Source organism: Thioalkalivibrio sp. ALJ4 (assembly GCF_000377225.1).
Classification (GTDB): Bacteria; Pseudomonadota; Gammaproteobacteria; order Ectothiorhodospirales; family Ectothiorhodospiraceae; genus Thioalkalivibrio.
Genome location: NZ_KB897917.1, coordinates 1,095,087 through 1,117,541, shown reverse-complemented (window position 1 = coordinate 1,117,541; position 22,455 = coordinate 1,095,087). Strand labels below are relative to the sequence as shown.

Below are 22,455 nucleotides of genomic sequence, written 5' to 3'. Positions count from 1 at the left end.
CGGGCCCGAGCAGATGAACGCAAACGGGCCCGGCGGCACAAAAACTGAGCGATACGCGATGTCAGTCGTCAACGATGCGGTAGTCGACGTGGGCGGCCTCCTGCAGGCGCTCGGTCGCCTCCTGCAGCTCGACCTCTTCCAGCGGGCCGATACGCACCCGATGCAGATCCGCCTGCTCGTCGCGTTCCAGCGTCGAGATCTCGATCGACTCGAAGCCCAGGGCCTCGAGATCGCGCCGGATCTCCTCCGCCGTTCGGCGTTCGGAAAACGCCCCGATCTGCACCCAGCGGCCGTTGTTCGCGGCGGCCTCTGGGGCGTTCGCTTCGGAAGCAGCGCGCGCGTCATCAGACGATGTCGCGACCGGGCTGCTGCCGCCCCCCTGGCTGGCCTCGGCGAGCACGATGGGTTCCGGCACTGGCGGGCGCGATTCGGCCACACGCGGCGAATCGACGTCTTCCGGCCCCACGGCACGAATGCGCACCGGGGCCACACCGGCATCGGTCATGTCCAGCCGATGCGCCGCCGCATAGGAGAGGTCGATGATGCGTTCATCCACAAAGGGTCCGCGATCATTGACCCGCACAATCACGCGACGGTCATTCTCCAGGTTCACGACCTCGACATAAGTCGGCAGCGGCAGCGTCTTGTGGGCTGCCGTCATCGCATACATGTCGTAGGGCTCGCCACTGGAGGTTCGCCGGCCGTGGAACTTGGTCCCGTACCAGGAGGCCAGACCCTCTTCCTCGAAGCCGGTGCTGGTGCGCAGGGTACGGTAGCGCTGCCCGAAGACCTCGTACTCGGGCGGGTTCCCGTAGCGACTCGGGGGCTCGTCGGTCGGCACTGCGTCGGGGATCAGCGCCAGATCCTGCGGGATGTCATCCGGGTCCGGGTAGGCGTCATACGCCGCATCGCCCAGCGGGCGATCCGGGTCTGCCTTGCGATCGGGGGCCGACGAGCAGCCGGCCAGCATCAGCGCGAACAACACCGCCGGCGCGGCGGCGGCCGCGCCAGGGCGGCACCGTTTACTCGGCAAAGGCCTCGGCCAGCTGGTGGACGGCCATCGCATACAGCGGGCTCCGGTTGTAGCGGGTGATCACATAGAAATTGGGATAGCCAAGATAGTATTCATACCCGTCCTCGCCCTCGAGGCGAATGAACGAGTACTTCCCGTCCTCGGCCACGGACTCGTCGGGATAGATGCCGTGCTCGGCGAGTTCGTCGAGATCAAAGCGGGCCTGGTAATTGCGGCTGATCAGCTCCTCGTGGGCATTCCCCTCGACCCGGGCGCGTGCCACCACCGGCTCACCGGTCTGCCAGCCATGCTCGCGGAAGTAGTTGGCGACACTGCCGATCGCATCCGGCCAGGAGTTCAGCAGGTCCCGGCGACCATCGCCGTCGAAGTCCACCGCGTAGTGACGGTAGCTGGACGAGATGAACTGTCCGCGCCCCATCGCGCCGGCGTAGGAGCCCCGTGTCTCGCGGACATCCAGGTCCTCCTCCTGCACCAGGGTCAAAAACTCGCCCAGTTCGCGGCGGAAGAAGTCCGCGCGCGGCGGGTAGTCAAATCCCAGCGTGACCAGCGCATCGAACACTCGGAAGCCCCCGGTGTTGCGCCCGTAGTTGGTCTCCACGCCGATGATCGCCGTGATCATCGCCTGCTCGACGCCGAAGGTCTCCTCGGCGCGCGCGAGGGTCTCGGCCTGCTCTTCCATGAAGCGCTCGCCGCGCTCGATGCGCAGGTCGTTCACGAAGATCGGGCGATAGTCCTTCCAGGGGCGCGCCTCGGCAGGGGCCGAGATCAGGTCGAGGATGCGTTGCTGGGGATCGGCCTCGGCGAACATACTCTCCAGCTCGTCGCGATCCATGCCCGCCTCGACCTGTTCGTCGATAAAGGCCTGGACCTCCTCGCGCTCCAGGTACGGCGGATCACCGGCGCGAAACTCGGACCCCGAGACGTTCGACAGGGAGCAGGCCCCCAGTGACAGGATCAACCCGGCCTGCAAGAGGACGGAACGAAGGGTGCCCAGCGGGCGGAGGTTGAGGGTCATCGATTCACCAGGCGCTTTTGCGACGCAATGCTCATGAGAATACCGAAGGCGACCATAAGCGTCACCAATGATGTGCCGCCGTAGCTCACCAGCGGAAGCGGCACGCCGACCACGGGCAGAAGCCCTGTCACCATCGCGATGTTGACCACCATATAGACGGCGAAGGTCAGCGCCAGGCTACCGCCCAGCAAACGGGCGAAGCGATCCTGAGCGAGGGCCGAGATCCACAGCCCGCGCGCCACGATCGCAAAATACAGCAACAACAGGAGTGCGACACCGATAAACCCGAATTCCTCGGCGTATACCGCAAAAATGAAATCCGTGGAACGCTCGGGCAGAAAGTCGAGGTGCGACTGCGTGCCATTCAGCCAGCCCTTGCCGTACAGCCCGCCGGAGCCGATCGCGATCTTCGACTGGATGATGTGATAACCGGTCCCCAGCGGATCCGACTCCGGATTGAACAGGGTCAGCACCCGCTGGCGCTGATAGTCATGCATCTGCAACCACAACGCCGGGATCGCGGCGGCCGCGGCCAGTCCCAGCCCGACGAACCAGCGCCAGCTCAGCCCCGCCAGGAAAATCACCAGGAAACCAGCGGCACCCACCAGCATCGCGGTCCCCAGATCCGGCTGGCGCATGATCAGAAAAACGGGCACCAGGATCAGGGGCACCGTCACCAGCAGGTCGCGAAAACGCGGCCGATCGTTGCGAGTGGACAGGTACCAGGCGACCATCATCGGCACCGCCAGCTTCATGATCTCGGAGGGCTGGAAGCGCATGAAGCCGAGATCCAGCCAGCGTCGCGCCCCCTTGCCGATCTCGCCGGCGACCATGACCGCCAGCAGTAGCGCGACACCAGCCACAAACAGCCAAGGCGCGAGGGACCGCAGGGTGCGCACCGGGATCTGCGCGACCAGCACCATCGCGGTCACGCCGAGTCCGATGCGCATGGCCTGACGCTCCAGGGCAATCATGCTCTCGCCGGAGGCACTGAACAGCACCGCCAGCCCCACCAGCAGCAAGATGCCGATCAGCACCAGCAGCACGCCATCCAGGCGCAGGCGCCCCAGCACCCACTGCCCTAGCGGCATCTCGCGCCCCGTCACGCTGATCATTCGTCCTCCGCCACGTCGAGCGTCATTCCGGCATCGCCTTTCAGGAAGGCGTCCATCACCTCGCGGGCTACCGGGGCCGCCACACGACCGCCCGAGCCGCCGTGCTCGACCAGCACGGCCACCGCGATCTGCGGATCGTCCGCGGGCGCATAGCCCACGAACAGGGCGTGATCCCACAGATGCCGGGGCAGCTCGTCCTCGTCGTACTCCTCGTCCTGGCCCAGCCCGAAGACCTGCGAAGTGCCGGTCTTGCCCGCGATGCGGTAGTTCGTCGGCGGGCGGCTGCCAATCGAACCCCAGGCGGTGCCATGGCGCGTATGTACGGCCTCGATCAGTGATTCGTGAATCGTGTCCCAGTGCTCCGGGGCCGCCTGCACCGGCTCGCGAGGCTGCGGCAGCAGCCGTTCGAGTTCGCCGTTGCCATTGTCCATCGACTGCAGCAGGCGCGGCTGGATGCGCTGCCCGCGCCCGGCCAGCGTCGCCGTGAAGTCCGCCATCTGCAGCGGTGTCGACAGCATGTAGCCCTGGCCAATCGCGGTGATCAGGGTCTCGCCGGGGAACCAGACCTGGTCGTGCGTCGCTCGCTTCCAGTCACGGCTGGGCAGGATACCTGCGCGCTCGCCCGTGGCGTCGATACCGACGCGCTGCCCAAGCCCGAATGCCCCCAGCATCGGCACCATGCGGTCGATCCCCATCGTATGCGCAAGGTCGTAGAAATACACGTCAGAGGAGACCGCGATGGCGCGCGACATGTCGACCCAGCCATGCCCCTCCCGGCGCCAGTCACGATAGCGACGCTCATGGCCGGGGATCTGAAAATAGCCACGGGCGAACATCCGTCGATCCGCGGTGGTAATCCCCTCGTCCAGCGCGGCCAGCCCCACCAGGGGTTTGACCGTGGAGCCCGGCGGATACTGCCCGGTCAGGGCGCGATTGAACAACGGCCGCGCGGGGTCAGATTGAAGATCGGAAAAGGCGGCCTGGGAGATGCCGTGCACGAACATCTCGGGGTCGAATCCCGGGGCACTAACCAGCGCCAGCACCTCGCCGTTGTTCGGGTCCAGGGCGACAATCGCACCCCGCCGGCCCGCCAGCGACCGGTAAGCGGCACGCTGCAGGTCCGCGTCAATGGTGAGCGTAATGTCGGTACCGGCCTCCGGTGGTGTCACCGACAACTCGCGGATCACCCGTCCCTGGGCATTCACCTCTACCTGACGGTAGCCCGGGCGGCCGTGCAGCAGGTCCTCGTAGTAGCGCTCGATGCCGATCTTGCCGATATGCGAGCTGCCGGCGTAGGCACGCGGGTCCACCCGTGCCAGGTCCTGCTCGTTGATCCGGCCCACGTACCCGACCACATGCGAGAACTTGTCACCGAGCGGATAGAAGCGCATCGGACGGGCCTCGATCTCCACCCCCGGCAACTCGTGCCGCGAGACCGCGATCCTGGCCACCGTGGTGTCGTCCAGGCCCGCCTTGAGCAGCACCGGCTGGAAGGGTCGGCGCTGACGCACGCCGCGGCGGAAGCGTTCGATATCCGCGTCGGAGAGCTCGACAAAGTCATGCAGTCGTTCCAGGAGGTCATCGAGATTGCCAGCCTGTTCAACCGTCACCTCCAGCTGGTAGGAGGCGCGGTTGCCCGCCAGCAACTGACCATTGCGATCCCGGATCACACCGCGACTGGGCGCAATCGGCTCCACCCGCAGCCGGTTGTTCTCCGACAGCGTGGTGAAATGGGTATGCGCGCCGACCTGAAGCCCCGACAGGCGCCAGCCGATCAGGAGCAGGACCGCGGCGAGCAGGACCAGTGCCAGCAGGATGCGCACGGCATACCGCTGCTGGTCCTGTTGTTCCTGCCCGTAGTCATCGCGCCCGGCCATCTCAGCGGACCGCCACAACAACGAACGCCGCGCACCCGGCGACCCCCGACCCCGGGGATACGGGGACGATCCACGCCACGCGCTGACGCCGGGCCGCTACCGGCTCAGATCTTGCTCTTCTGGTAACGCTTGTAGCTGGCAACAATCTCCGCCTTGGCCTCTTCGGCGCCTACCCAGCCCTCAACCTTGACCCACTTGCCCTTCTCCAGCTCCTTGTAGCGCTCAAAGAAGTGCTTGATCGAGTCCAGCAGTTCCTTCGGCACGTCTTCCGGGCCCTTGAATCGCTCGGACTGCGTGCACAGCTTGCTCACCGGAACCGCCAGGATCTTCGCGTCGACCCCGGCCTCGTCGGTCATTTTCAGCATGCCAATCGGGCGCGAGCGCACGACCGAGCCCGGCAACAGCGGCACCGGGGTGATCACCAGCACGTCCACCGGGTCGTTGTCTTCCGACTCCGTGTTCGGGATGAATCCGTAGTTGCACGGGTAGAACATTGCGACCGCCATAAAGCGATCGACCACCAGAGCCCCGCTGTCCTTGTCCATCTCGTACTTGACGGGCTGGCCCTGGGTGGGGATCTCGATCACCACGTTGATGTCGTTGGGGAGATCCTTGCCGGCTTCGATCTGGTTGAGGTCCATGCTTGAGTATATTCCGATTATTTTGAAGAGCGGGGCATTATACAGGGGAGAGCCTCCGCAATGGCACCCGTCGCCGTCAGGCCAGGGAGCCACGGGCTGTATTGAGCGGTTGCGGCCGATTACCCTCAGGCGGTATAAGACCGCGCTCGGGAAACGGTTTGCGCCGCACCACCGCGGCCCTTTCACGATAGCCATTCACCGTGCCGCCTCGTACCCGGCTTGTGCTGCGGTTCGGCGTCGCACCCGGCAGCAGGAGTCAGCCATGCGTATCGTCCTGATGGGCGCACCGGGGTCCGGCAAGGGCACCCAGGCCAAGAAGATGGTCGCCACCTTCGGTATCCCCCAAATCTCCACCGGCGACCTGCTGCGCGCCGCAATGGCCGCCCAGACCGAACTGGGCAAGCAGGTCGAAAGCGCGATGAACGCCGGCCAGCTCGTACCCGACGACCTGGTCCTGGGCCTGATCCGCGACCGGCTGCAGGAACCGGACGCACAAAAGGGCTTCATCCTCGACGGCTTTCCACGCAACGTCGCCCAGGCCGAGACCCTGGACACCATGCTCGAGAAGCTCGGCGCACCGCTGGACCAGGCGATCCAGATCGATGTGCCGTTCGATGAACTGAAACAGCGCCTGACCGGACGCGTCTCCTGCGGCGATTGCGGCGCGGTATTCAACTCCCATACCTTCCCGCCCCAGCAGGAAGGGGTTTGTGATTTGTGCGGTGGCGAACTCGTCCACCGCGCCGATGACACCGAGAAGACGGTCGTCAATCGACTGAAGGTCTATGAAGAACAGACCCAGCCGCTGATCGAATACTACGCCCGCCGCGGCCTGCTCAAGCATGTGAATGGCACCCGCGACATTGCACTGATCTTCGACGAAGTCCGCCAGCTGCTGGGGAAACACTGATCCAGCATGATCCGTGTTTCCCCAGACTGAAACCCGCATGACGCCATCGCCTGACGGCTACGCACGCCCACTGCACCGCCGGGCCACGGCGCGGACCATCATTGCCTGCGTGCTCGGCGTCACGGCCACGGCGGCACAGGCCGGACTCGAGCGGATGGAGCGCCCCCCGGGCTGCGACTTCGCCCCCGGCATGGAGTGGCCCGAGATGCGCGAGCTCGCGGCCGAAATCACTGATATCGACGCCGATTACGTACGCCGAGAGGGTGAACTGATCAGCGCCCGCGGAAACGTCCAGCTCTTCGAACAAGGACGTCGCCTGGATACCGAATTCCTCGAATACGACCGGGCGACGGGCGTGGCTCGCACCGAGGGTGACACCCGGCTGTTCGACGGCGACCTGCTGCTGCACACCGACGGTGGCGAGTACCGCCTGGACGAAGAAACCGGGGAATTCCGGCGCATCGACTACCTGGTGCAGTCCGTGCCGGCACGTGGCAGCGCCGGGGTGGGCATCCAGCTCGCGCCCCACCTGCACGAGTTCGAGGACGCCGAGTACACCACCTGCCCGATCGACAACGACAGCTGGTGGCTGCGCACACGAGATCTGGAACTGGACCGCGAACGCGGCATCGGGGTTGCCCGCAACGCCCGCATTGACTTCAAGGGCGTGCCCATCGCCTACACGCCGTACATCCACTTCCCGCTGGACGACCGCCGCCAGAGCGGCTTCCTGCTGCCCAGCGCCGGGGTCAGCTCAAGACACGGGGTCGACATCAGCACGCCCTGGTACTGGAACATCGCGCCGAACTACGACGCGACGTTCACCCCGCGCGTCATGACGGACCGCGGGGTGAAGCTCGGCACCGAGTTCCGCTACCTGCAGCCCCGCCACGAGGGCGTGGCCGATATCCGCTACCTGCCGAGCGACCGCGTATTCGGCGACGACCGGCACTACGTGCAGTGGTTTCACCAGAGCCGCCTGACCTCGGACCTGCGCTTTCGCCTGGACGCCGCCGACGCCTCCGACAGCGAGTATTTCCGCGACTTCGGTGGCGCCGACCGCTACTCCGGCAGCACCCCCTATCTGCGCCGCCGGGCGGACCTGACCTACAACCAGCCGGCCTACCGCCTGCGCACCCGCATCGAGGACTACCAGATCATCGACCCCGAGTTGCGGGCCCAGCGCGAGCCCTACCAGCGCCTGCCGCAGATCACCCTGGAGGCGGGCGAGTATCTGGGGCGCGGACTGGCCTGGGACCTGGACACCGAACTGGTGCGCTTCGAGCGCAGCGAGAGCGACTCGCTGGAACCCCTGGGCACGCGCTTCGACCTCAACCCCACGGCCTCCTGGCGTTTCGATACTGGGGGCTTCTTCTTTGAGCCCAGCGCCGGGGTGCGCTATACCCATTACGAACTGGACCGCCGGGGCGAGCCAGGACCCGAGTCGATCAGCCGCACCGTGCCGCGGGCATCGATCGACACCGGTCTGGTCTTCGAACGTCCGATCCAGGACGGGCGTCGCCTGCAGACGCTGGAACCGCGGATCTTCTACGGCTATGTCCCGTTCGTCGACCAGACCGATATCCCGGTCTTCGACACCGGCGAGGCGGACTTCAGCTTCGACAACCTGTTCAGCCTCGACCGCTTCGTCGGCGCCGACCGGGTCGGCGATACCCACCAGCTGACCACCGCGCTGACCACCCGCATCTTCGACGAGCAGACCGGCCAGGAACGGATGAGCCTGTCCGCCGGCCAGATTCGCTACTTCGAAGATCGTGAGGTCCGCCGCGCTCCTGACGGCGATCCGCTGACGGAGTCCCGCTCGGATCTCGCCCTTGAGGGCCGCGTGCGCATCGGCGATGCCTGGAGCGGCCGGGGCTCCATCCTGTACAACCAGGACGAAGGCGAGACCACCCTCACAGCACTGTCGGTCAGCTACAGCCCGAGCGCTCGCGCCCGCATCAACGTGGGGTATCGTCAGCGCGAGGCCGGCAACCGCTCCATCGACCAGACCGATGTCTCCGTGCTGTGGCCCGTGACCCCACGCATCGATGCGATCGGGCGCTGGAATTACAGCCTGCAGGAGGAGCGTGATCTCGAACTTCTGGCCGGCCTTCAGTATCGTAGTTGCTGCTATGGCATCCGAGTGGTCGCCCGCCGCGCCTACGACTTCGACGAGACCTACGACAACTCGATTTATTTCCAACTCACGCTGGACGGACTCGGACGTTTCGACTCCGGCGTGGATTCGCTTTTGAGCGAGGGTATAGCCGGATATGACGCACTCCCCTGACCAACACCGCCGGGCCTCCTGGCTCCCGCTACTGGGCGCCGTGCTTATGAGCCTCGGCCTGTCCGCACAGGCGCAGGTTCCCGGCGGCGAACAGCCCGAGGACGCCGTCGAGGCCCCGGTCACCCCGGGGGCCGCCTCCGAGGCCGGTGCGCCGGCCGCGCCCATCACGCCACCGGAGGGGGATCAATTCACCGATCGCATCCTCGCCGTGGTCGGCGACGACGTGGTGACCCAGCGCGAACTGGTCGAGCGCATGAACCTGGTCGCCCAGCAAATGATGGAGCGCGGCACCCGCCCGCCGGATCGTGACACCCTCGCCCGGCAGGTCATGGAACGGCTAATCGTCGAGCGCGTTCAGCTGCAGGAGGCCGAGCGGGTCGGCATCAACATCGACGAGATGACCCTGAACCGGGCGATGGAGAACATCGCGCGCGAAAACCGCATGAACCTGCCGCAGCTGCGTCAGGCCCTGCTGCAGGACGGCGTCGACTTCAACGCCTTCCGCGAACAGATTCGCAACGAACTGACCGTCAACCAGCTGCAGCGTCGCCAGGTCGACAACCAGATTCGCGTCAGCGACCAGGAAATCGCGGACCTGATCGCCTCGGAAAGCGGCGCCATCGACCGCGGCGTGCGCTATCGCATCGCGCACATCCAGGTCTCGCTGCCGCGCGGCGCGGACTCCAGCCAGATCGCCACTGCGCGCGAAAAGGCCCGCGAACTGCGCCAGCGGGTGCGCGAGGGTGAGGACTTCGCCAGTGTGGCCATCTCCGAATCCGATGCCCCGGATGCCCTGGAGGGCGGCGACCTCGGCTGGCGCACCGCCGGCGAAATCCCCTCCGTATTCGCCCGCGAGGCCGTGCTGATGCGCACCGGCGAGATCAGCGACGTGCTGCGCTCGCCGAATGGCTTCCACGTCATGAAGCTGGTGGACCGCGAAGGGGGCGACCAGACCCGCGTCCGGCAGACGCAGGTACGCCACATTCTGATCAGCCCGGACCAGGTCCGCAGCGACGAGGAGGCCCGCCGCCAGGCCGAGTCCTTGTACAACCGCATCCGCGAGGGCAGCGACTTCGAGGCCCTGGCCCGCGCAAACTCCGACGACCCCGGCTCCGCTGCCCAGGGCGGCCAGCTCGGCTGGATCAGCCCCGGCGAGCTAGTGCCCGAGTTCGAGGAGGCGATGAACGCCCTGCAGCCGGGCGAGATCAGCGAGCCGGTGGAGAGCCAGTTCGGCTGGCACATCATCGAGGTCCTCGACCACCGCGAGGTCGACACCTCGCGCGAGCAGATCCGCGCCCGTGCCCGCGAGATCCTGCAAAACCGCAAGCGCGAGGAAGAGATCGAGCTGTGGATGCGGCGCCTGCGCGACGAGGCCTATGTCGAGTACCGCGTTGACGGCTTCGGCTCCTGACGCCCGGACGCCGGGTGCAATCCCGCGTCTGGCACTGACCGCCGGCGAGCCAGCCGGGATCGGGCCAGATCTGCTGATTGCCCTGGCCCACGAGCCTGGCGGTGGCGCCCAGCGCGTCGCCATCGGGGACCCGGATGTACTCGAGCAGCGGGCGCAGCAACTGGGCCGGTCGATCCACCTGATCCCCTTCGACCCCGAACGACCGCGCACCGCTACGGCGCGCGGGGCCCTGGAGATCGTCGCGGTCCCGGCCGGCGGCCCGGTGCAGACGGGCACCCTCGACCCCCGGCACGCCGAAGGCGTACTGGCAATGCTCGCCGCCGCCGCCGATGGCTGTCTCGATGGCACCTTCGACGCGATGGTCACCGGCCCGGTGCACAAGGGCGTGATCAACCGTGCCGGCATCCCGTTCAGTGGTCATACCGAGTGGCTGGCCGAACGCGCCGGCGCGCCCATGCCCGTGATGATGCTGGCCACCGAATCCCTGCGGGTCGCACTGGTGACTACCCACCTGTCCCTGCGCGACGTCCCCGACGCGATCACGCCGGAGCGCATCGAGGCGGTCGCCCGCGTACTGCACCACGATCTGGCCGAGGACTTCGGAATCGAACGCCCGCGCATCGGCGTGTGCGGACTGAACCCGCACGCCGGCGAGGACGGTGTACTGGGGCGCGAGGAGATCGAGGTCATCACCCCCACGCTCGACCGGCTGCGCGCCGAGGGCCTGGACCTGCGCGGGCCTCTGCCCGCGGATACCGCCTTCACCCCGCGCGCCCTCGCCGAGGTCGATGCGGTACTGGCGATGTATCACGACCAGGGGCTCCCGGTGCTCAAGCACGCAGGATTCGGGCATGCAGTCAACGTGACCCTGGGGCTGCCCTTCGTGCGCACCTCGGTCGATCACGGCACGGCCCTCGACCTGGCCGGCAGCGGCCGCGCAGAGGTCGGCAGCTTCCTCGCGGCCGAGGGCCTGGCTCGGGAACTGGCCCGCCATCGCCTGCAGGCACAGGCCGCGCACGCCCATGGGTGATACCGCACATGGGTAGCGCGCTGCCGCCGATCCGCAAGCGGTTCGGCCAGAACTTCCTGCATGATCAGGCCGTGCTCGCGCGCATCGTCGGCGCGATCGCCCCGCACCCCGACGACCCGGTGCTGGAGATCGGCCCCGGCCGGGGGGCCCTGACGGGCGCCTTGCTGGAGCGCCTGAATCGTCTGGTCGCGGTGGAGATTGACCGTGACCTGGCGGCCGGCCTGCGTGCCGCCTTTGCCCCGGAGCGCCTGGAGCTCCATGTGGGCGACGCGCTGGATCTGGACCTGGCAAGCCTTGGCCCAACACCGGAGGGTGGCTGGCGGGTCGTGGGCAACCTGCCCTACAACATCTCGACCCCCCTGCTATTCCACCTGCTCGATCAGATGGAGGCCATCCGCGACATGCATTTCCTCCTGCAGCGCGAAGTGGTCGAGCGCATGACCGCCGCCCCCGGCAGCAAGACCTATGGCCGACTGACGGTCATGCTCGCGGCGCGCGCCCGGGCCCAGTCGCTGTTCGGGGTTCCCCCCGGCGCCTTCCACCCGCCGCCCAAGGTCCACTCCGCGGTCGTGCGCATCACACCACTGGAGGCGCCGCTGGTGGACAGCGCACTGTATCCGGCGTTCGCAAAGGTCGTGAATCAGGCCTTCTCCAACCGCCGCAAGACCCTGCGGCGGGGGCTGTCCGGGCTGGTGGATGCCTCCCGGATCGAGGCCGCCGATCTGGACCCGGGCGCCCGCCCGGAGACCGTGGACGTCCACGGCTTCGCAGCGCTGGCGCGAATGGTCGCGCCCAGCTGACCGGCCCCGCCAGCGGACCGCGATCCGCTATGATGGACCCATGGACTTCATGGTGGCCGACATCGGAGGTACCCGCACCCGGGTCGCACGTGCGCGCCGCGGCGGCGCGCACTGGTCGTTGCACGACATCCGCCGCTACCCCAGCCGCGACTTTCCCGACCTGGACCACATCCTCGAGGTCTGGCGCAACGAGGTCGAACCGGCCGAGCCGCTGGCCGCTGCCGGACTGGCCCTGGCCGGCCCCGTTCAGAGCGGTCGGGCCCGCGCGACCAACCTCGACTGGCCCGAACTGGATGCGTATGCCCTCGAACAGGCACTGGGTATCCCGGTCGCCCTGATCAACGATTTCGCCGCTGTCGGCGCCTGCCTGGATGCCCTGGAACCCGAAGACCGGATCACCCTGCAGAACGCAGCGGCCGATCCAGAGGGTTTGCGCCTGGTGGTCGGGGCCGGAACGGGTCTCGGGACCTGCCTGGTCGGCCCGCGCCAGCAGCCCGCCATCCATCCCGGCGAAGGGGGGCACGCACGCTTTTCCCCGGCCGACGCCAACGAGGCGGCACTCGCGGCGTTCGTCAGCGCCGAGGAAGGGCTTTGCACCCGCGAGCACCTGCTCAGCGGCCGCGGCATTGCACGCATTGCACGCTTTGAACTGGCACGCCGGGACGATGGCGAGCTGGCGCGGGCGCTGACCGCGGCCGACCCGGCCGCCGCCATCAGTGACCTGGCCGATGCCGGCCATGCAGCGGCCCTCGCGGTCGTCCAGCGTTTTGTAACGATCTATGCGGGACAACTAGCCGACATGGCCCTGACTGCGCTGCCCACCGGTGGGCTATACCTGGCCGGCGGGATCGCCCCGCGCTGGGCCGATTACTTCCAGGACACGACGTTTCTGCGGGCCCTGCATAATCGCCCACCGATGACCCACTTGCTTGAGCGACTGCCCGTGTCCCTTATCATGCACCCTGAACCCGGCCTGCTGGGCGCTGCCGTCAGCGCCTGGTTCCAGACAGGAGCTGCAACCGAATGAATTCGCCCCGCGAAACCGAAGAACACGCCATCGAGATCGAGGTCGCCACGGCCTATGTCGAGGACCAGTCGGAGCCCGACGACGACCGCTACGTGTTCGCCTACCACATCACGATCCGTAACTCCGGCGCGCTGACCGTGCAACTGCTGAACCGCCACTGGATCATCCGCGATGGCCGCGACCAGACGCAGGAGGTGCGCGGCGAGGGCGTGGTGGGCGAGCAGCCACGCATCGAGCCGGGGGACAGCTTCGAGTACACCAGCGGCACGGTAATCGAGACACCCGTCGGCACCATGGAGGGCAGCTACGGCATGCAGGACGAACGCGGCAACACCTTCGAGGCGCCGATCCCGCCCTTCACCCTCTCCGTACCCCGTACGCTTCACTAGGCCAGGGCATGGCCCTTTACGCGGTTGGTGACCTCCAGGGCTGCCTGGACCCGCTGGAACGCCTGCTGGAGCAGGTCCGTTTCGACCCCGCCACGGATCACCTGTGGCTGGTGGGTGACCTGGTCAACCGGGGACCAGACTCGCTTGGCTGCCTGCGCTACGTACGCGCCCTGGGCGATGCCGCGACCGCCGTGCTAGGCAATCACGACCTGCACCTGCTGGCCACGGCCGAGGGTGTCCGCACCCCCGGCAACAAGGACACCCTGCGCCCCGTGCTGGACGCCCCGGATGCCGCCGAGCTGCTGGATTGGCTGGCGCAGCGTCCCCTGTTGCACACGGATTCCGACGCTGGCTGGACCCTGGTGCATGCCGGCATTGCGCCGGGCTGGGATCTCGAAACCGCGCAGACCGAGGCCCGGCGGGTGGAGGCCGAGCTGCGCGACCCCGCGCGACGCCATGCCCTGTTCGAGGTGATGTACGGCGACGAGCCTGCCCACTGGGACCCGGAGCTGGCCGGATATGATCGCCTTCGCTTCACGATCAACTCCTTTACCCGCATGCGCTACCTGATGCCCGATGGCGGACTGGAATTCTCAGGCAATGGGCCACCGGAAGATGCCCCGGAAACGCTGACACCGTGGTTTGCCTGGCCGGGCCGCCCAAGCGAAGGCTGGTCCCTGGTGTTCGGTCACTGGGCCGCGCTCGGTCACCGCCGAGGACCCGGCTGGCTGTCACTGGACAGTGGCTGCGTCTGGGGCAGGACAATGACGATCGCGCGCCTCGACGAGACCCGCGACCCCTTCCGGGTACGCACCTGGCAGACCGCCTGCAGCCAATAAGGCGCAGCGTGGCCATCGGCGGCGCAAAGAGCGTCCGCCAGGGAAACACTGAGCAATGCACATGCTCGCACTTGAGTCGCTTTCGCGTGCGAACAAGGCGCGGTGACTACCGTGCAATCGATCTGCACAAGGGAGCCGCAGCACCGTGCGCACACCCGTTTTTGATCAACAATGGGCGGGTAACGCGCTCCACGAGACGCCTTGCCTCGGAAAACCCGGGCACCGATGCGACTTGTACTTGGATCAGTGCTTCTCTAACCCGCGTGGACCGAGTGCAGATACGCCGAGAGTTCGTCCAACAGACGATCGCGGGCCGCATGCAGTTCGTGCAGGCGCGCCAGAGCCCGGCTATCCTCACCGCGTTCACGCAGGGCGAACAGCTCGCCGGCCAGGTCATGGACCTCCTGGTGCCTCTGAAGCAGGGCCTCGGCCTCGTCCACCCGCCGCGAGCCCGCACGCTCGAGGCCGCGAACGAATCCGTCCCGATCCTCGGCCAATAACGGCGGCTGAGAAGTCTGCCCCTGCAGATAGGCCTCCGCACGCATGACCCAGGCCCGGTGGGCGACTGCGGCATACATCAGAGGCATGGCCTCGCGATGGATCCGAGCCAGGTCCGCCCAGTGGGCCGGTGGCTGCCACTCGTTCACCCACGCCGGGATCCGGTCCGCCGGCATGGGATGCGCAATGCCGTAGCCCTGGGCCAGATCGCAACCGATGCCCAGCAGCATGTCGCCATGGGCAATGGTCTCCACCCCCTCTGCGATCACCTCCCGGCCGAAGGCCCCGGCCAGGCTCAGGACCCCGTCCAGAATCGCCAGATCCTCGGGATCATCCAGAATATCGCCGATGAAGCTCTGATCGACCTTGACCATCCCCGCCGGCAGGCGCTTGAGATAGGTCAACGAGGCGTAGCCGGTGCCGAAGTCGTCCAGCGACACGCCCACCCCGAGGGCCCGGCAACCCTCCAGGCGGCGGGAGATCTCCACCATGTCGCCCAGCGCACTGGTCTCCAGGACCTCCAACTCCAGGCGCCCGGGCGCGAGATCCGGATGGTGCTGCAGCAGCCGCTCCAGGCGCTCGACGAAGTTCGGCTGGCGCAACTGGTAGGCCGCGATGTTGACACTGACCTGTGTGGACAGCCCGACGGTCTCCCAGGCCCGCAGCTGCTGCAGGGTCCGGTCGATCACCCACTCGCCGAGATCAACGGCCAGCGGATGGTCCTCGATCTCGGGCAGGAAATCCCCGGGCGACAGCAGGCCATACTCCGGGTGCTGCCAGCGGATCAGGGCCTCGAACCCGATGACCGTGCCGCTGCGCATATTCACCTTGGGCTGATAGAACAGGACGAATTCCTCGTTCCCCAGCGCGCGGCGGATGTCTTCGATGGTCTCGTGGTGGCTGCGCGCCGAGCGGTCGCGCTCGGCATCGAACACATGGAAGCGCCCTTTGCCCGACAGCTTCGCCTGATACATCGCCTGATCGGCCTGACGCAGAAGCTGGTCTGCATCCAGGTCCTGGTCCGCCTCCGGGTAGAAGGTCACCCCGAGGCTGGCGGAGACCTGCAACCGGTCGTCTTCCAGCAGCATGGGTTCCGCGGCCGCCTGCAGCAGCCGCTGCAGCAGGGCCTCGCAGCCGTGCAGATCGCCGACGTCGATCAGCACCGCGACGAACTCGTCCCCACCCAGGCGGGAGAGGGTGTCTTCCGAGCGCATGACCGCCTTCATGCGCGCAGCGACCTCCACCAGCATCCGGTCCCCGGCCGCATGCCCGAAGGTGTCGTTGATTCGTTTGAACCCGTCGAGGTCCAGATAGACGACCGCCAGGTGCTCGCCATGGCGCCGCGAGCGGGCCATGGCCTGCTGCAGGCGATCCGCCAGAAGCACCCTATTGGGCAGACCGGTCAGTGCATCGAAATGGGCGATCCGTTCCAGCTGCCGCTCGTGCTCCTTGAGGGTGGTGATATCAGTCGAGATCCCCAGCAGGCCAATGATCTGGCCCGGCTCGTTGTCGTCCCGGATCGGGGTCTTGATCTCCAGATACACTCGGCGGCCGCCATCCTCCTCGATGACCTCGATCTCCTCGGTGGTCTGGTCGCCGTCCAGCACACGGTGGTCGATCTTGCGCAACCGGCGCACCGTGTCTGGAGGGAAGAAACGGCTGTCGGTGCTGCCGGGCAGATCCTCCTCCGTCGCGCCGAACAGGCGCAGGCAGGGCTTGTTGGCAAACGTGTATCGGCCCTGCGGGTCCTTCATGTAAATGTAGGAGGAGACATAGTCCAGCGCATCACGGAAGCGCTGTGACTCGGCATGGGCCGCGCGCAGGGCGAGCTCGTCGTTCTTGCGGTCGCTGATGTCGGTGCAGGTACCGATCATCCGCAACGGGCGGTCCTCCGCATCGCGACTGACGATCAGGCCGCGATCCTCGAGCCAGATCCAGTGACCATCCGCGTGCCGGACCCGGTACTCCTGGACGTAGCGTTCGCGCCGGCCCTCGAGATAGGCCCGCAGCGCGGCCTTCACCGACTCCTTTTCATCCGGATGGATGCGCCGTTCCCATTCCTCCAGGGAGGCCCCGAGTTCGGCCTCGACCACCCCCATGATTTCGCGCCAGCGGGGCGAGAAGTAGAGCGTGTCCCGCGCGATATCCCAGTCCCAGAGGCCACTGCGCGAACCCTCCAGGGCAAAGCGCCAGCGAAATTCGCTCTCGCGCAGCTGCTGCTCCTGCCCGCGGAGCTCGTCGGTCAGGCGCCGGGCGATCTCCTCGGCGCGCACCCGGGTGCCGGAGATCGACAGGATCAGCCCGAACAGCAGGCCGCTCAGCGCCAGCCCGGCCACCAGCGTGCCCCAGGCGCTGGTGTAGGCCACCGCCGCATCCGGGTCCTGGTGATCGAACTGCAGCCGCCAGATGCGGCCGTTGAACTCGATCTCGCGGGACTGGGCAAACCGGCTGGGGACCTCCGAGTCGATGCCGCTGTTGCTGAACAGCAGGCGGTCGTCATCCACCTGGGGCCCGTCATAGATGCGCAGCCCAACGCCCTCGCCCTCCATCAGTTCCCAGTCACCAAGGATGCCGGTCATCAGGTCCGTCATGCGGTACGGACTGTAGGCCCAGCCCTTCAGGGCCTCGGCCCGTTGCCCCGGCGTATCGATGGGCATATCCATGCGATAGATGGGCACGTACATCAGCGTACCGGCCTGCACGTCCTCCTCGGTCTCCTGCACCAGCTGCACACGCCCGGTCAGCGCCGCACGCCCGGTATCCCGGGCCTGGGTCATCGCCTCGCGGCGCACCGGCTCCGAGAACATGTCATAGCCGAAGGCCCGCTGATTGCGGGCGTCGAAAGGTTCGAGGTAGACGATCGAGGAGTAGGTCTCGCGCGGACCCGGCGGAAACACGGTGTAGTCCGGGAAGCCCTCGGCCCGAATCTCCTCGATGTGTGCGGCCAGCTCGTCGGGCCGCAACAGGCGTGAAAAACCGATCCCCTGCACGCGCTCGAGGGTGTCGGATACCCGGAGCTTGCGCACGTAGTCGCGCCACTCCTCGCGCGTGACCTCCTCGGAGGCGTCGTACAATCCTGCGGCCCCGCGCAGCACCAGGGCGTAGGCATCCAGTCGCTCCTCGATCCGGATCGTCACCTGATCGGCGGCGAACGCAAAGCGATCAGTCGCCTCGGCATCCAGCACCTGCTTGACCTGAAGCGCCGCGAGCAGCGTCAGCACGCCGCCAAAAACCAGTACGATCACCGCGAACGAATAGCGTCCGGAAGCATGGGTACGCGGGTGAAAGAAGGGTATCAACGTCAACAAAACGCCCTGGCCGTGAACAGAGCCAAGTTAACCACGAAAGAAATTCCGGTAACACCGGTCCCGGGCCGAGCCCGGGTCGCGGCCAGGCGAAGCAGAAAACGACAGGGCGCGCCGCTGTCGTCAGTCGCCGGCGACGGTCATCGATTCGACCAGGATCGAGCCGGTGTGGATGTTGCCCCGGCGATCGACGTCGGTCCCCACCGCGACGATGCGCTGGTAGATGTCCTTGAGATTGCCGGCGATGGTGATCTCTTCCACCGGGTACTGGATCTCGCCATTCTCCACCCAGAAGCCGGCGGCCCCGCGCGAGTAGTCGCCGGTGACCGCGTTCACACCCTGGCCGATCAGTTCGGTCACCAGAAAGCCCGTGCCCATCTCGGCCAGCAGGGCGGCAAAGTCCCGCTCGCCCGGCTTCACGGTCACGTTGCGCGCGCCACCCGCGTTGCCAGTGCTCTCCAGCCCCAGGCGCCGGGCGGCGTAGCTGTCCAGGGTATAGCTCTGCAGTACGCCATCAGACACCAGAGGACGGTTGCGCGTACGCACGCCCTCGCCATCAAACGGGGCACTGCCGAGCGCGCGCGGCGTCAGCGGGCGTTCCTCGATCTGCATCCAGTCGGGAAACACGGACTCCCCGACCGCATTCAGCAGGAACGAGCTGTGGCGGTACTGTGCGGGGCCGGAGATCGCGCGGGTAAAGCTGCCGATCAGCGTGCGCGCCATCTCCGGGGCAAACAGCACCGGGCAGCTGCGCGTGGAAAGCTTGCGCCCGCCCAGGCGCCGCACGGTGCGCTCGGCGGCCTGACGCCCGATAGCCTCGCAGGCGTCGAGATCCGCCGCGTGGCGGGCCACGGTGTAGGCATAGTCGCGCTGCATGCCGGCATCGTCGCGCGCCACCAGGGCACAGGACATCGAGTGACGCGTACTGCGATACCCGCCCATGAAGCCCTGCGAGTCGCCGAGAAAGGCGATCGCCCGGCGGGTGCTGACGCTCGCGCCTTCGGAGTTCTCGATCCGCGAATCGGCGGCAAAGCCCGCGGCCTCGATCGCACGCGCAAGTTCGGTCGCCTGCTCGGCATCGCAGTCCCAGGGGTGGTCGAGGTCCAGGTCATCCCACTCCCCGGCCTTGAGCGCGGGATCGGGCATCCCGGCATAGGGGTCCGGCTCGGTGTAGCGCGCGATGCGGCAGGCGGCCTCGACCGTATCCAGCAGGGCCTGCTCGCCGAAATCGGTGGTCGAGGCGGCCCCCTTCGACTGGCCGAAGTAGGCAATCAGCGACAGGCTCTGGTCGCGTTCGTACTCCAGCGTCTCGATCTCGCCCTTGCGCACGGAGAGCTCCAGACCGACGCTGTGGCTGACCACCGCCTGCACATCCGAAGCCCCCTGCGCGCGGGCCACGTCCAGGGTCCGCTGGACGCGATCCTGCAGGGAGTCGGCGGAATGGGACAGGGCCTGGATCTCGAGATCCGGCGCCATGCGTTCGGGGGATGTGCTCATACAGACGTCCGTTTGCCTTCAGATCAACAGAATCGGCGGGCCGGGTTCATCCCGGCCCGCCGTGGTGTGCGAAGCCCCGCGGGGCTTCAGGAGGGGCGGCCCGTGTGCTTGTGTACGGCGCCAACGTTGCCCCAGCGTTCCAGGTCCTCGACGTGCACGCCGACCCAGTAGAGCTTGCCAACGCTGTCACGGGTCCAGCCACCAACCAATTCCTGGCCCTCGCCCAGCTCGACGTGATCGGCGAAATGCTCGGCCCGTTCGCGGTCGCGGAAGACATGCCACTGCACGATCTTGTCGTGGCCGTGTCCCTCGGGCAGGGAATGTTCCTGATCCAGAAAATCCAGCTTCATCTAAGCCTCCTTGTCGCTGCTCGTCCGCGGGCACGCCGGGCCGGCGTCAGGCCGCCTGGGTGCCCCCCACGGTCATGCCGTCGATACGCAGGGTGGGCTGCCCCACGCCTACCGGCACGCCTTGTCCTTCCTTGCCACAGGTCCCCACCCCGGGGTCCAGGCGCATGTCGTTGCCCACCATCGAGACGCGGGTGAGCACGTCCGGGCCGTTGCCGATCAGGGTCGCGCCCTTGACCGGGTAGGTCACCCTGCCCTTCTCGACGCGATAGGCCTCGGAGGCGGAGAAGACAAACTTGCCGGAGGTGATGTCCACCTGCCCGCCGCCGAAGTTGACCGCATACAGGCCGTCCTCCACCGAGGCGAGGATCTCCTCCGGGTCAGCCTCGCCCGCCAGCATGTAGGTATTGGTCATGCGCGGCATCGGCAGATGGGCGTAGGATTCGCGCCGGCCGTTGCCGGTCGACTGGACGCCCGTCAGTCGGGCATTCATCTCGTCCTGCATGTAGCCACGCAGAATACCGTCCTCGATCAGCACGGTCTGTTGCGTCGCAGTGCCCTCGTCGTCCACGTTCAGCGAACCGCGGCGCCCCTCCAGCGTGCCGTCGTCGACGATGGTGATGCCCTTTGCGGCCACCCGCTCGCCGATACGCCCGGAAAAGGCCGAGGTCCCCTTGCGGTTGAAGTCGCCCTCCAGGCCGTGGCCAATCGCCTCGTGCAGCAGCACACCGGGCCAGCCCGGGCCCAGCACGACCTTCATCGTGCCGGCCGGCGCGTCACGCGCCTCCAGATTCACCAGGGCCTGGCGCACCGCCTCGCGGGCATAGCCAGCCGCGCGGTCATTCTCGAGGAAGTAGCGATAACCGAAGCGGCCGCCGCCCCCGGAGCTACCGGATTCGCGGCGATCCCCCTGCTGGGCGATTACCTGAACGCTCAGGCGGACCAGCGGGCGTACATCGGTGGTCAACTCGCCACGCGCATTCAGTACCAGGACGACCTCGTGCACCCCGGCGAGGGAGCACATCACCTGGGTCACGCGCGGATCGGCGGCGCGTGCTGCGGCGTCCACTTCCTTGAGCAGGTCGATCTTGGACTGCTCGTCCAGCGAATCCATGGGGTTCTCGGGGGCGTAAAGCGCCGGACGAGTCGGCATGCGGCTCGCGACCGCGACCCGCCCGCTCTGGCCCGCATCGGCGATGCTGCGCGCGGTGCGGGCCGCATCCAGCAGGGCCGGCATCGCGATGTCGTCCGAATAGGCAAAACCGGTCTGCTCGCCACGCACCACGCGGATACCCACGCCGCGCTCGATATTGAAGCTGGCCGATTTGACGATGCCGTCCTCCAGCGACCAGCCCTCCTGGCAGGCAAACTGGAAGTAGCAGTCGCCCCCGTCCACGCCGCGGCCAAAGGTCGTGCCGAGCAGGGTGGTCAGCTCGTGGTCGCCCAGACCGGCCGGGTCGAGCAGGGTTTGTTGGGCAAGGCTGTCGATCATGGAATCCTCGGGGTTCAGGAATGCGTTCAGTATGGAGCTTGGGGCCCGCGCCGGGCTTTCAAGCCCGCGCGCCACGCGGTTATGCCCGCCGCAGACATTCGGACTAGACCGTCCCCGGGCAGGCCAGGCGCCGATGTTCGATGGTGGGGAACACGGTGCGGATGCGCTCGACCTGGGCATGATCCAGATCGGCCAGCAGCACACCCGGGTTGCGCTGCAACTGATTCACGACCCGGCCCCAGGGGTCGACCAGGGCGCTGTGCCCATGGGTCTCGCGACCGTTCACGTGGAACCCGCCCTGGGCCGACGAAAGCATATAGCACTGGTTCTCGATCGCGCGGGCACGCAGCAGGACATCCCAGTGAGCCTGGCCGGTCTGCGCGGTAAACGCCGCCGGCAGCGCGACCCAGTCAGCCCCCTGGTCCAGCAGGGCCCGAAACAGCTCCGGGAAGCGCAGGTCATAGCAAATCGCGAGCCCCATGCGCCCCACAGGGGTATCCACGACCACCACCTCGTCGCCCCGTTCGAATACTTTCGATTCCGTGTAGGCCTCGCTGCTGTCTGGTAACTGCACGTCGAACAGGTGGATCTTGTCGTAACGTGCGACCTGCTGGCCCTGGTCGTCGAACACCAGGCAGGCGGAGCGCACGCGCCCCCCGTCCTCGGTCTGTAGCGGCACGGTGCCACCGACAATCCACAACCCCAGGCGACGGGCCTGCTCGGCGAGGAAGGCCTGCAGCGGCCCCGCCCCGTCGGCGACCTCGGCGATGCCCAGGATGTCCGACTCCTGCATCCCCATGAACGCGAAGTTCTCGGGCAGCACCGCCAGACGGGCCCCCTTGTCCGCGGCCTCCTGCAGCAGGCGCTTGGCCTCCAGCAGGTTTGCCTGGGGCTGAGGCCCGGAGGCCATCTGTATTGCCGCTACCTGTGTCATCG

The 22,455-nt window shown here is 67.2% G+C and carries 18 protein-coding genes; 8 read left to right on the top strand and 10 right to left on the bottom strand.

Annotated elements, in window-relative coordinates; genetic code table 11:
- Positions 1-61 precede the first annotated feature (61 nt).
- The 5 genes from C936_RS0105335 to ppa all read right to left on the bottom strand — a co-directional run bounded on the left by C936_RS0105335 (position 62) and on the right by ppa (position 5,681).
- Positions 62-1,066, bottom strand: coding sequence for a septal ring lytic transglycosylase RlpA family protein (locus tag C936_RS0105335; protein ID WP_038038390.1), 1,005 nt, complete (start codon positions 1,064-1,066; stop codon positions 62-64).
- Positions 1,023-2,048 carry a lytic murein transglycosylase B gene (mltB, locus tag C936_RS0105330; protein WP_018175429.1) on the bottom strand — a complete coding sequence of 342 codons (1,026 nt, stop codon included), beginning with the start codon at positions 2,046-2,048 and terminating at the stop codon, positions 1,023-1,025. Before mltB ends, C936_RS0105335 begins: the two co-directional genes overlap by 44 nt.
- Complete coding sequence (rodA, locus tag C936_RS0105325; RefSeq protein ID WP_018138665.1) at positions 2,045-3,163, bottom strand: rod shape-determining protein RodA; 1,119 nt, start codon at positions 3,161-3,163, stop codon at positions 2,045-2,047. Before rodA ends, mltB begins: the two co-directional genes overlap by 4 nt.
- A complete protein-coding gene (gene mrdA, locus C936_RS0105320) occupies positions 3,160-5,040 on the bottom strand; it encodes a penicillin-binding protein 2 (RefSeq protein ID WP_018138664.1) in 1,881 nt (626 codons plus the stop codon). The genes rodA and mrdA overlap by 4 nt, the downstream gene beginning before the upstream one ends.
- A gap of 104 nt (positions 5,041-5,144) precedes the next feature.
- Positions 5,145-5,681: an inorganic diphosphatase gene (gene ppa, locus C936_RS0105315; RefSeq protein WP_018138663.1), complete on the bottom strand. Its 537-nt coding sequence runs from the start codon at positions 5,679-5,681 to the stop codon at positions 5,145-5,147.
- A 262-nt stretch (positions 5,682-5,943) separates the two neighbouring features.
- On the opposite strand from ppa, the gene C936_RS0105310 reads away from it, so the two are divergent.
- Genes C936_RS0105310 through C936_RS0105275 form a run of 8 tightly spaced genes read left to right on the top strand, consistent with a single transcriptional unit; the run spans position 5,944 to position 14,380 of the window.
- Complete coding sequence (locus C936_RS0105310; RefSeq protein WP_018649281.1) at positions 5,944-6,591, top strand: adenylate kinase; 648 nt, start codon at positions 5,944-5,946, stop codon at positions 6,589-6,591.
- A gap of 37 nt (positions 6,592-6,628) precedes the next feature.
- The gene (locus tag C936_RS0105305) at positions 6,629-8,884 is read left to right on the top strand and encodes an LPS-assembly protein LptD (protein ID WP_018649280.1); all 2,256 of its coding nucleotides are present in this window, start codon (positions 6,629-6,631) and stop codon (positions 8,882-8,884) included.
- Positions 8,868-10,295, top strand: coding sequence for a peptidylprolyl isomerase (locus tag C936_RS0105300; RefSeq protein WP_026182207.1), 1,428 nt, complete (start codon positions 8,868-8,870; stop codon positions 10,293-10,295). Before C936_RS0105305 ends, C936_RS0105300 begins: the two co-directional genes overlap by 17 nt.
- Positions 10,261-11,325, top strand: a complete 1,065-nt coding sequence (gene pdxA, locus C936_RS0105295) for a 4-hydroxythreonine-4-phosphate dehydrogenase PdxA (RefSeq protein WP_018175426.1) — start codon at positions 10,261-10,263, stop codon at positions 11,323-11,325. The genes C936_RS0105300 and pdxA overlap by 35 nt, the downstream gene beginning before the upstream one ends.
- Before the next feature lie 8 nt (positions 11,326-11,333).
- Positions 11,334-12,125, top strand: coding sequence for a 16S rRNA (adenine(1518)-N(6)/adenine(1519)-N(6))-dimethyltransferase RsmA (gene rsmA / locus C936_RS0105290; protein WP_018175425.1), 792 nt, complete (start codon positions 11,334-11,336; stop codon positions 12,123-12,125).
- 40 nt (positions 12,126-12,165) lie between these two features.
- Positions 12,166-13,152 carry an ROK family protein gene (locus C936_RS0105285; RefSeq protein ID WP_018175424.1) on the top strand — a complete coding sequence of 329 codons (987 nt, stop codon included), beginning with the start codon at positions 12,166-12,168 and terminating at the stop codon, positions 13,150-13,152.
- Positions 13,149-13,541, top strand: coding sequence for a Co2+/Mg2+ efflux protein ApaG (apaG, locus tag C936_RS0105280; RefSeq protein WP_012983348.1), 393 nt, complete (start codon positions 13,149-13,151; stop codon positions 13,539-13,541). The genes C936_RS0105285 and apaG overlap by 4 nt, the downstream gene beginning before the upstream one ends.
- An 8-nt stretch (positions 13,542-13,549) precedes the next feature.
- Positions 13,550-14,380: a symmetrical bis(5'-nucleosyl)-tetraphosphatase gene (locus C936_RS0105275; RefSeq protein ID WP_018138656.1), complete on the top strand. Its 831-nt coding sequence runs from the start codon at positions 13,550-13,552 to the stop codon at positions 14,378-14,380.
- Positions 14,381-14,634: 254 nt separating this feature from the next.
- Here the strand turns inward: C936_RS0105275 and C936_RS0105270 are convergent, their stop codons facing one another.
- The 5 genes from C936_RS0105270 to C936_RS0105250 form a co-directional block, all read right to left on the bottom strand.
- Positions 14,635-18,123 carry an EAL domain-containing protein gene (locus tag C936_RS0105270; RefSeq protein ID WP_018649279.1) on the bottom strand — a complete coding sequence of 1,163 codons (3,489 nt, stop codon included), beginning with the start codon at positions 18,121-18,123 and terminating at the stop codon, positions 14,635-14,637.
- Between the two features lie 183 nt (positions 18,124-18,306).
- Positions 18,307-19,680: a metalloprotease PmbA gene (gene pmbA, locus C936_RS0105265; protein WP_018138654.1), complete on the bottom strand. Its 1,374-nt coding sequence runs from the start codon at positions 19,678-19,680 to the stop codon at positions 18,307-18,309.
- A gap of 86 nt (positions 19,681-19,766) precedes the next feature.
- Entirely contained in the window at positions 19,767-20,030 is a 264-nt protein-coding gene (locus tag C936_RS0105260) for a hypothetical protein (protein WP_012983351.1), read from the bottom strand.
- A gap of 46 nt (positions 20,031-20,076) precedes the next feature.
- Positions 20,077-21,519 carry a metalloprotease TldD gene (gene tldD / locus C936_RS0105255; RefSeq protein WP_018138653.1) on the bottom strand — a complete coding sequence of 481 codons (1,443 nt, stop codon included), beginning with the start codon at positions 21,517-21,519 and terminating at the stop codon, positions 20,077-20,079.
- 103 nt (positions 21,520-21,622) lie between these two features.
- Positions 21,623-22,453 carry a carbon-nitrogen hydrolase family protein gene (locus tag C936_RS0105250; protein ID WP_038038394.1) on the bottom strand — a complete coding sequence of 277 codons (831 nt, stop codon included), beginning with the start codon at positions 22,451-22,453 and terminating at the stop codon, positions 21,623-21,625.
- Positions 22,454-22,455 lie beyond the last annotated feature (2 nt).

Bases quoted from the DNA above. Each gene is read 5' to 3' on its own strand.
- C936_RS0105335 (WP_038038390.1), bottom strand. From the start codon at position 1,066: ATGCGATGGCCGTCCACCAGCTGGCCGAGGCCTTTGCCGAGTAAACGG.
- mltB (WP_018175429.1), bottom strand. From the start codon at position 2,048: ATGACCCTCAACCTCCGCCCGCTGGGCACCCTTCGTTCCGTCCTCTTG.
- rodA (WP_018138665.1), bottom strand. From the start codon at position 3,163: ATGATCAGCGTGACGGGGCGCGAGATGCCGCTAGGGCAGTGGGTGCTG.
- mrdA (WP_018138664.1), bottom strand. From the start codon at position 5,040: ATGGCCGGGCGCGATGACTACGGGCAGGAACAACAGGACCAGCAGCGG.
- ppa (WP_018138663.1), bottom strand. From the start codon at position 5,681: ATGGACCTCAACCAGATCGAAGCCGGCAAGGATCTCCCCAACGACATC.
- C936_RS0105310 (WP_018649281.1), top strand. From the start codon at position 5,944: ATGCGTATCGTCCTGATGGGCGCACCGGGGTCCGGCAAGGGCACCCAG.
- C936_RS0105305 (WP_018649280.1), top strand. From the start codon at position 6,629: ATGACGCCATCGCCTGACGGCTACGCACGCCCACTGCACCGCCGGGCC.
- C936_RS0105300 (WP_026182207.1), top strand. From the start codon at position 8,868: ATGACGCACTCCCCTGACCAACACCGCCGGGCCTCCTGGCTCCCGCTA.
- pdxA (WP_018175426.1), top strand. From the start codon at position 10,261: ATGTCGAGTACCGCGTTGACGGCTTCGGCTCCTGACGCCCGGACGCCG.
- rsmA (WP_018175425.1), top strand. From the start codon at position 11,334: ATGGGTAGCGCGCTGCCGCCGATCCGCAAGCGGTTCGGCCAGAACTTC.
- C936_RS0105285 (WP_018175424.1), top strand. From the start codon at position 12,166: ATGGACTTCATGGTGGCCGACATCGGAGGTACCCGCACCCGGGTCGCA.
- apaG (WP_012983348.1), top strand. From the start codon at position 13,149: ATGAATTCGCCCCGCGAAACCGAAGAACACGCCATCGAGATCGAGGTC.
- C936_RS0105275 (WP_018138656.1), top strand. From the start codon at position 13,550: ATGGCCCTTTACGCGGTTGGTGACCTCCAGGGCTGCCTGGACCCGCTG.
- pmbA (WP_018138654.1), bottom strand. From the start codon at position 19,680: ATGAGCACATCCCCCGAACGCATGGCGCCGGATCTCGAGATCCAGGCC.
- C936_RS0105260 (WP_012983351.1), bottom strand. From the start codon at position 20,030: ATGAAGCTGGATTTTCTGGATCAGGAACATTCCCTGCCCGAGGGACAC.
- tldD (WP_018138653.1), bottom strand. From the start codon at position 21,519: ATGATCGACAGCCTTGCCCAACAAACCCTGCTCGACCCGGCCGGTCTG.
- C936_RS0105250 (WP_038038394.1), bottom strand. From the start codon at position 22,453: ATGACACAGGTAGCGGCAATACAGATGGCCTCCGGGCCTCAGCCCCAG.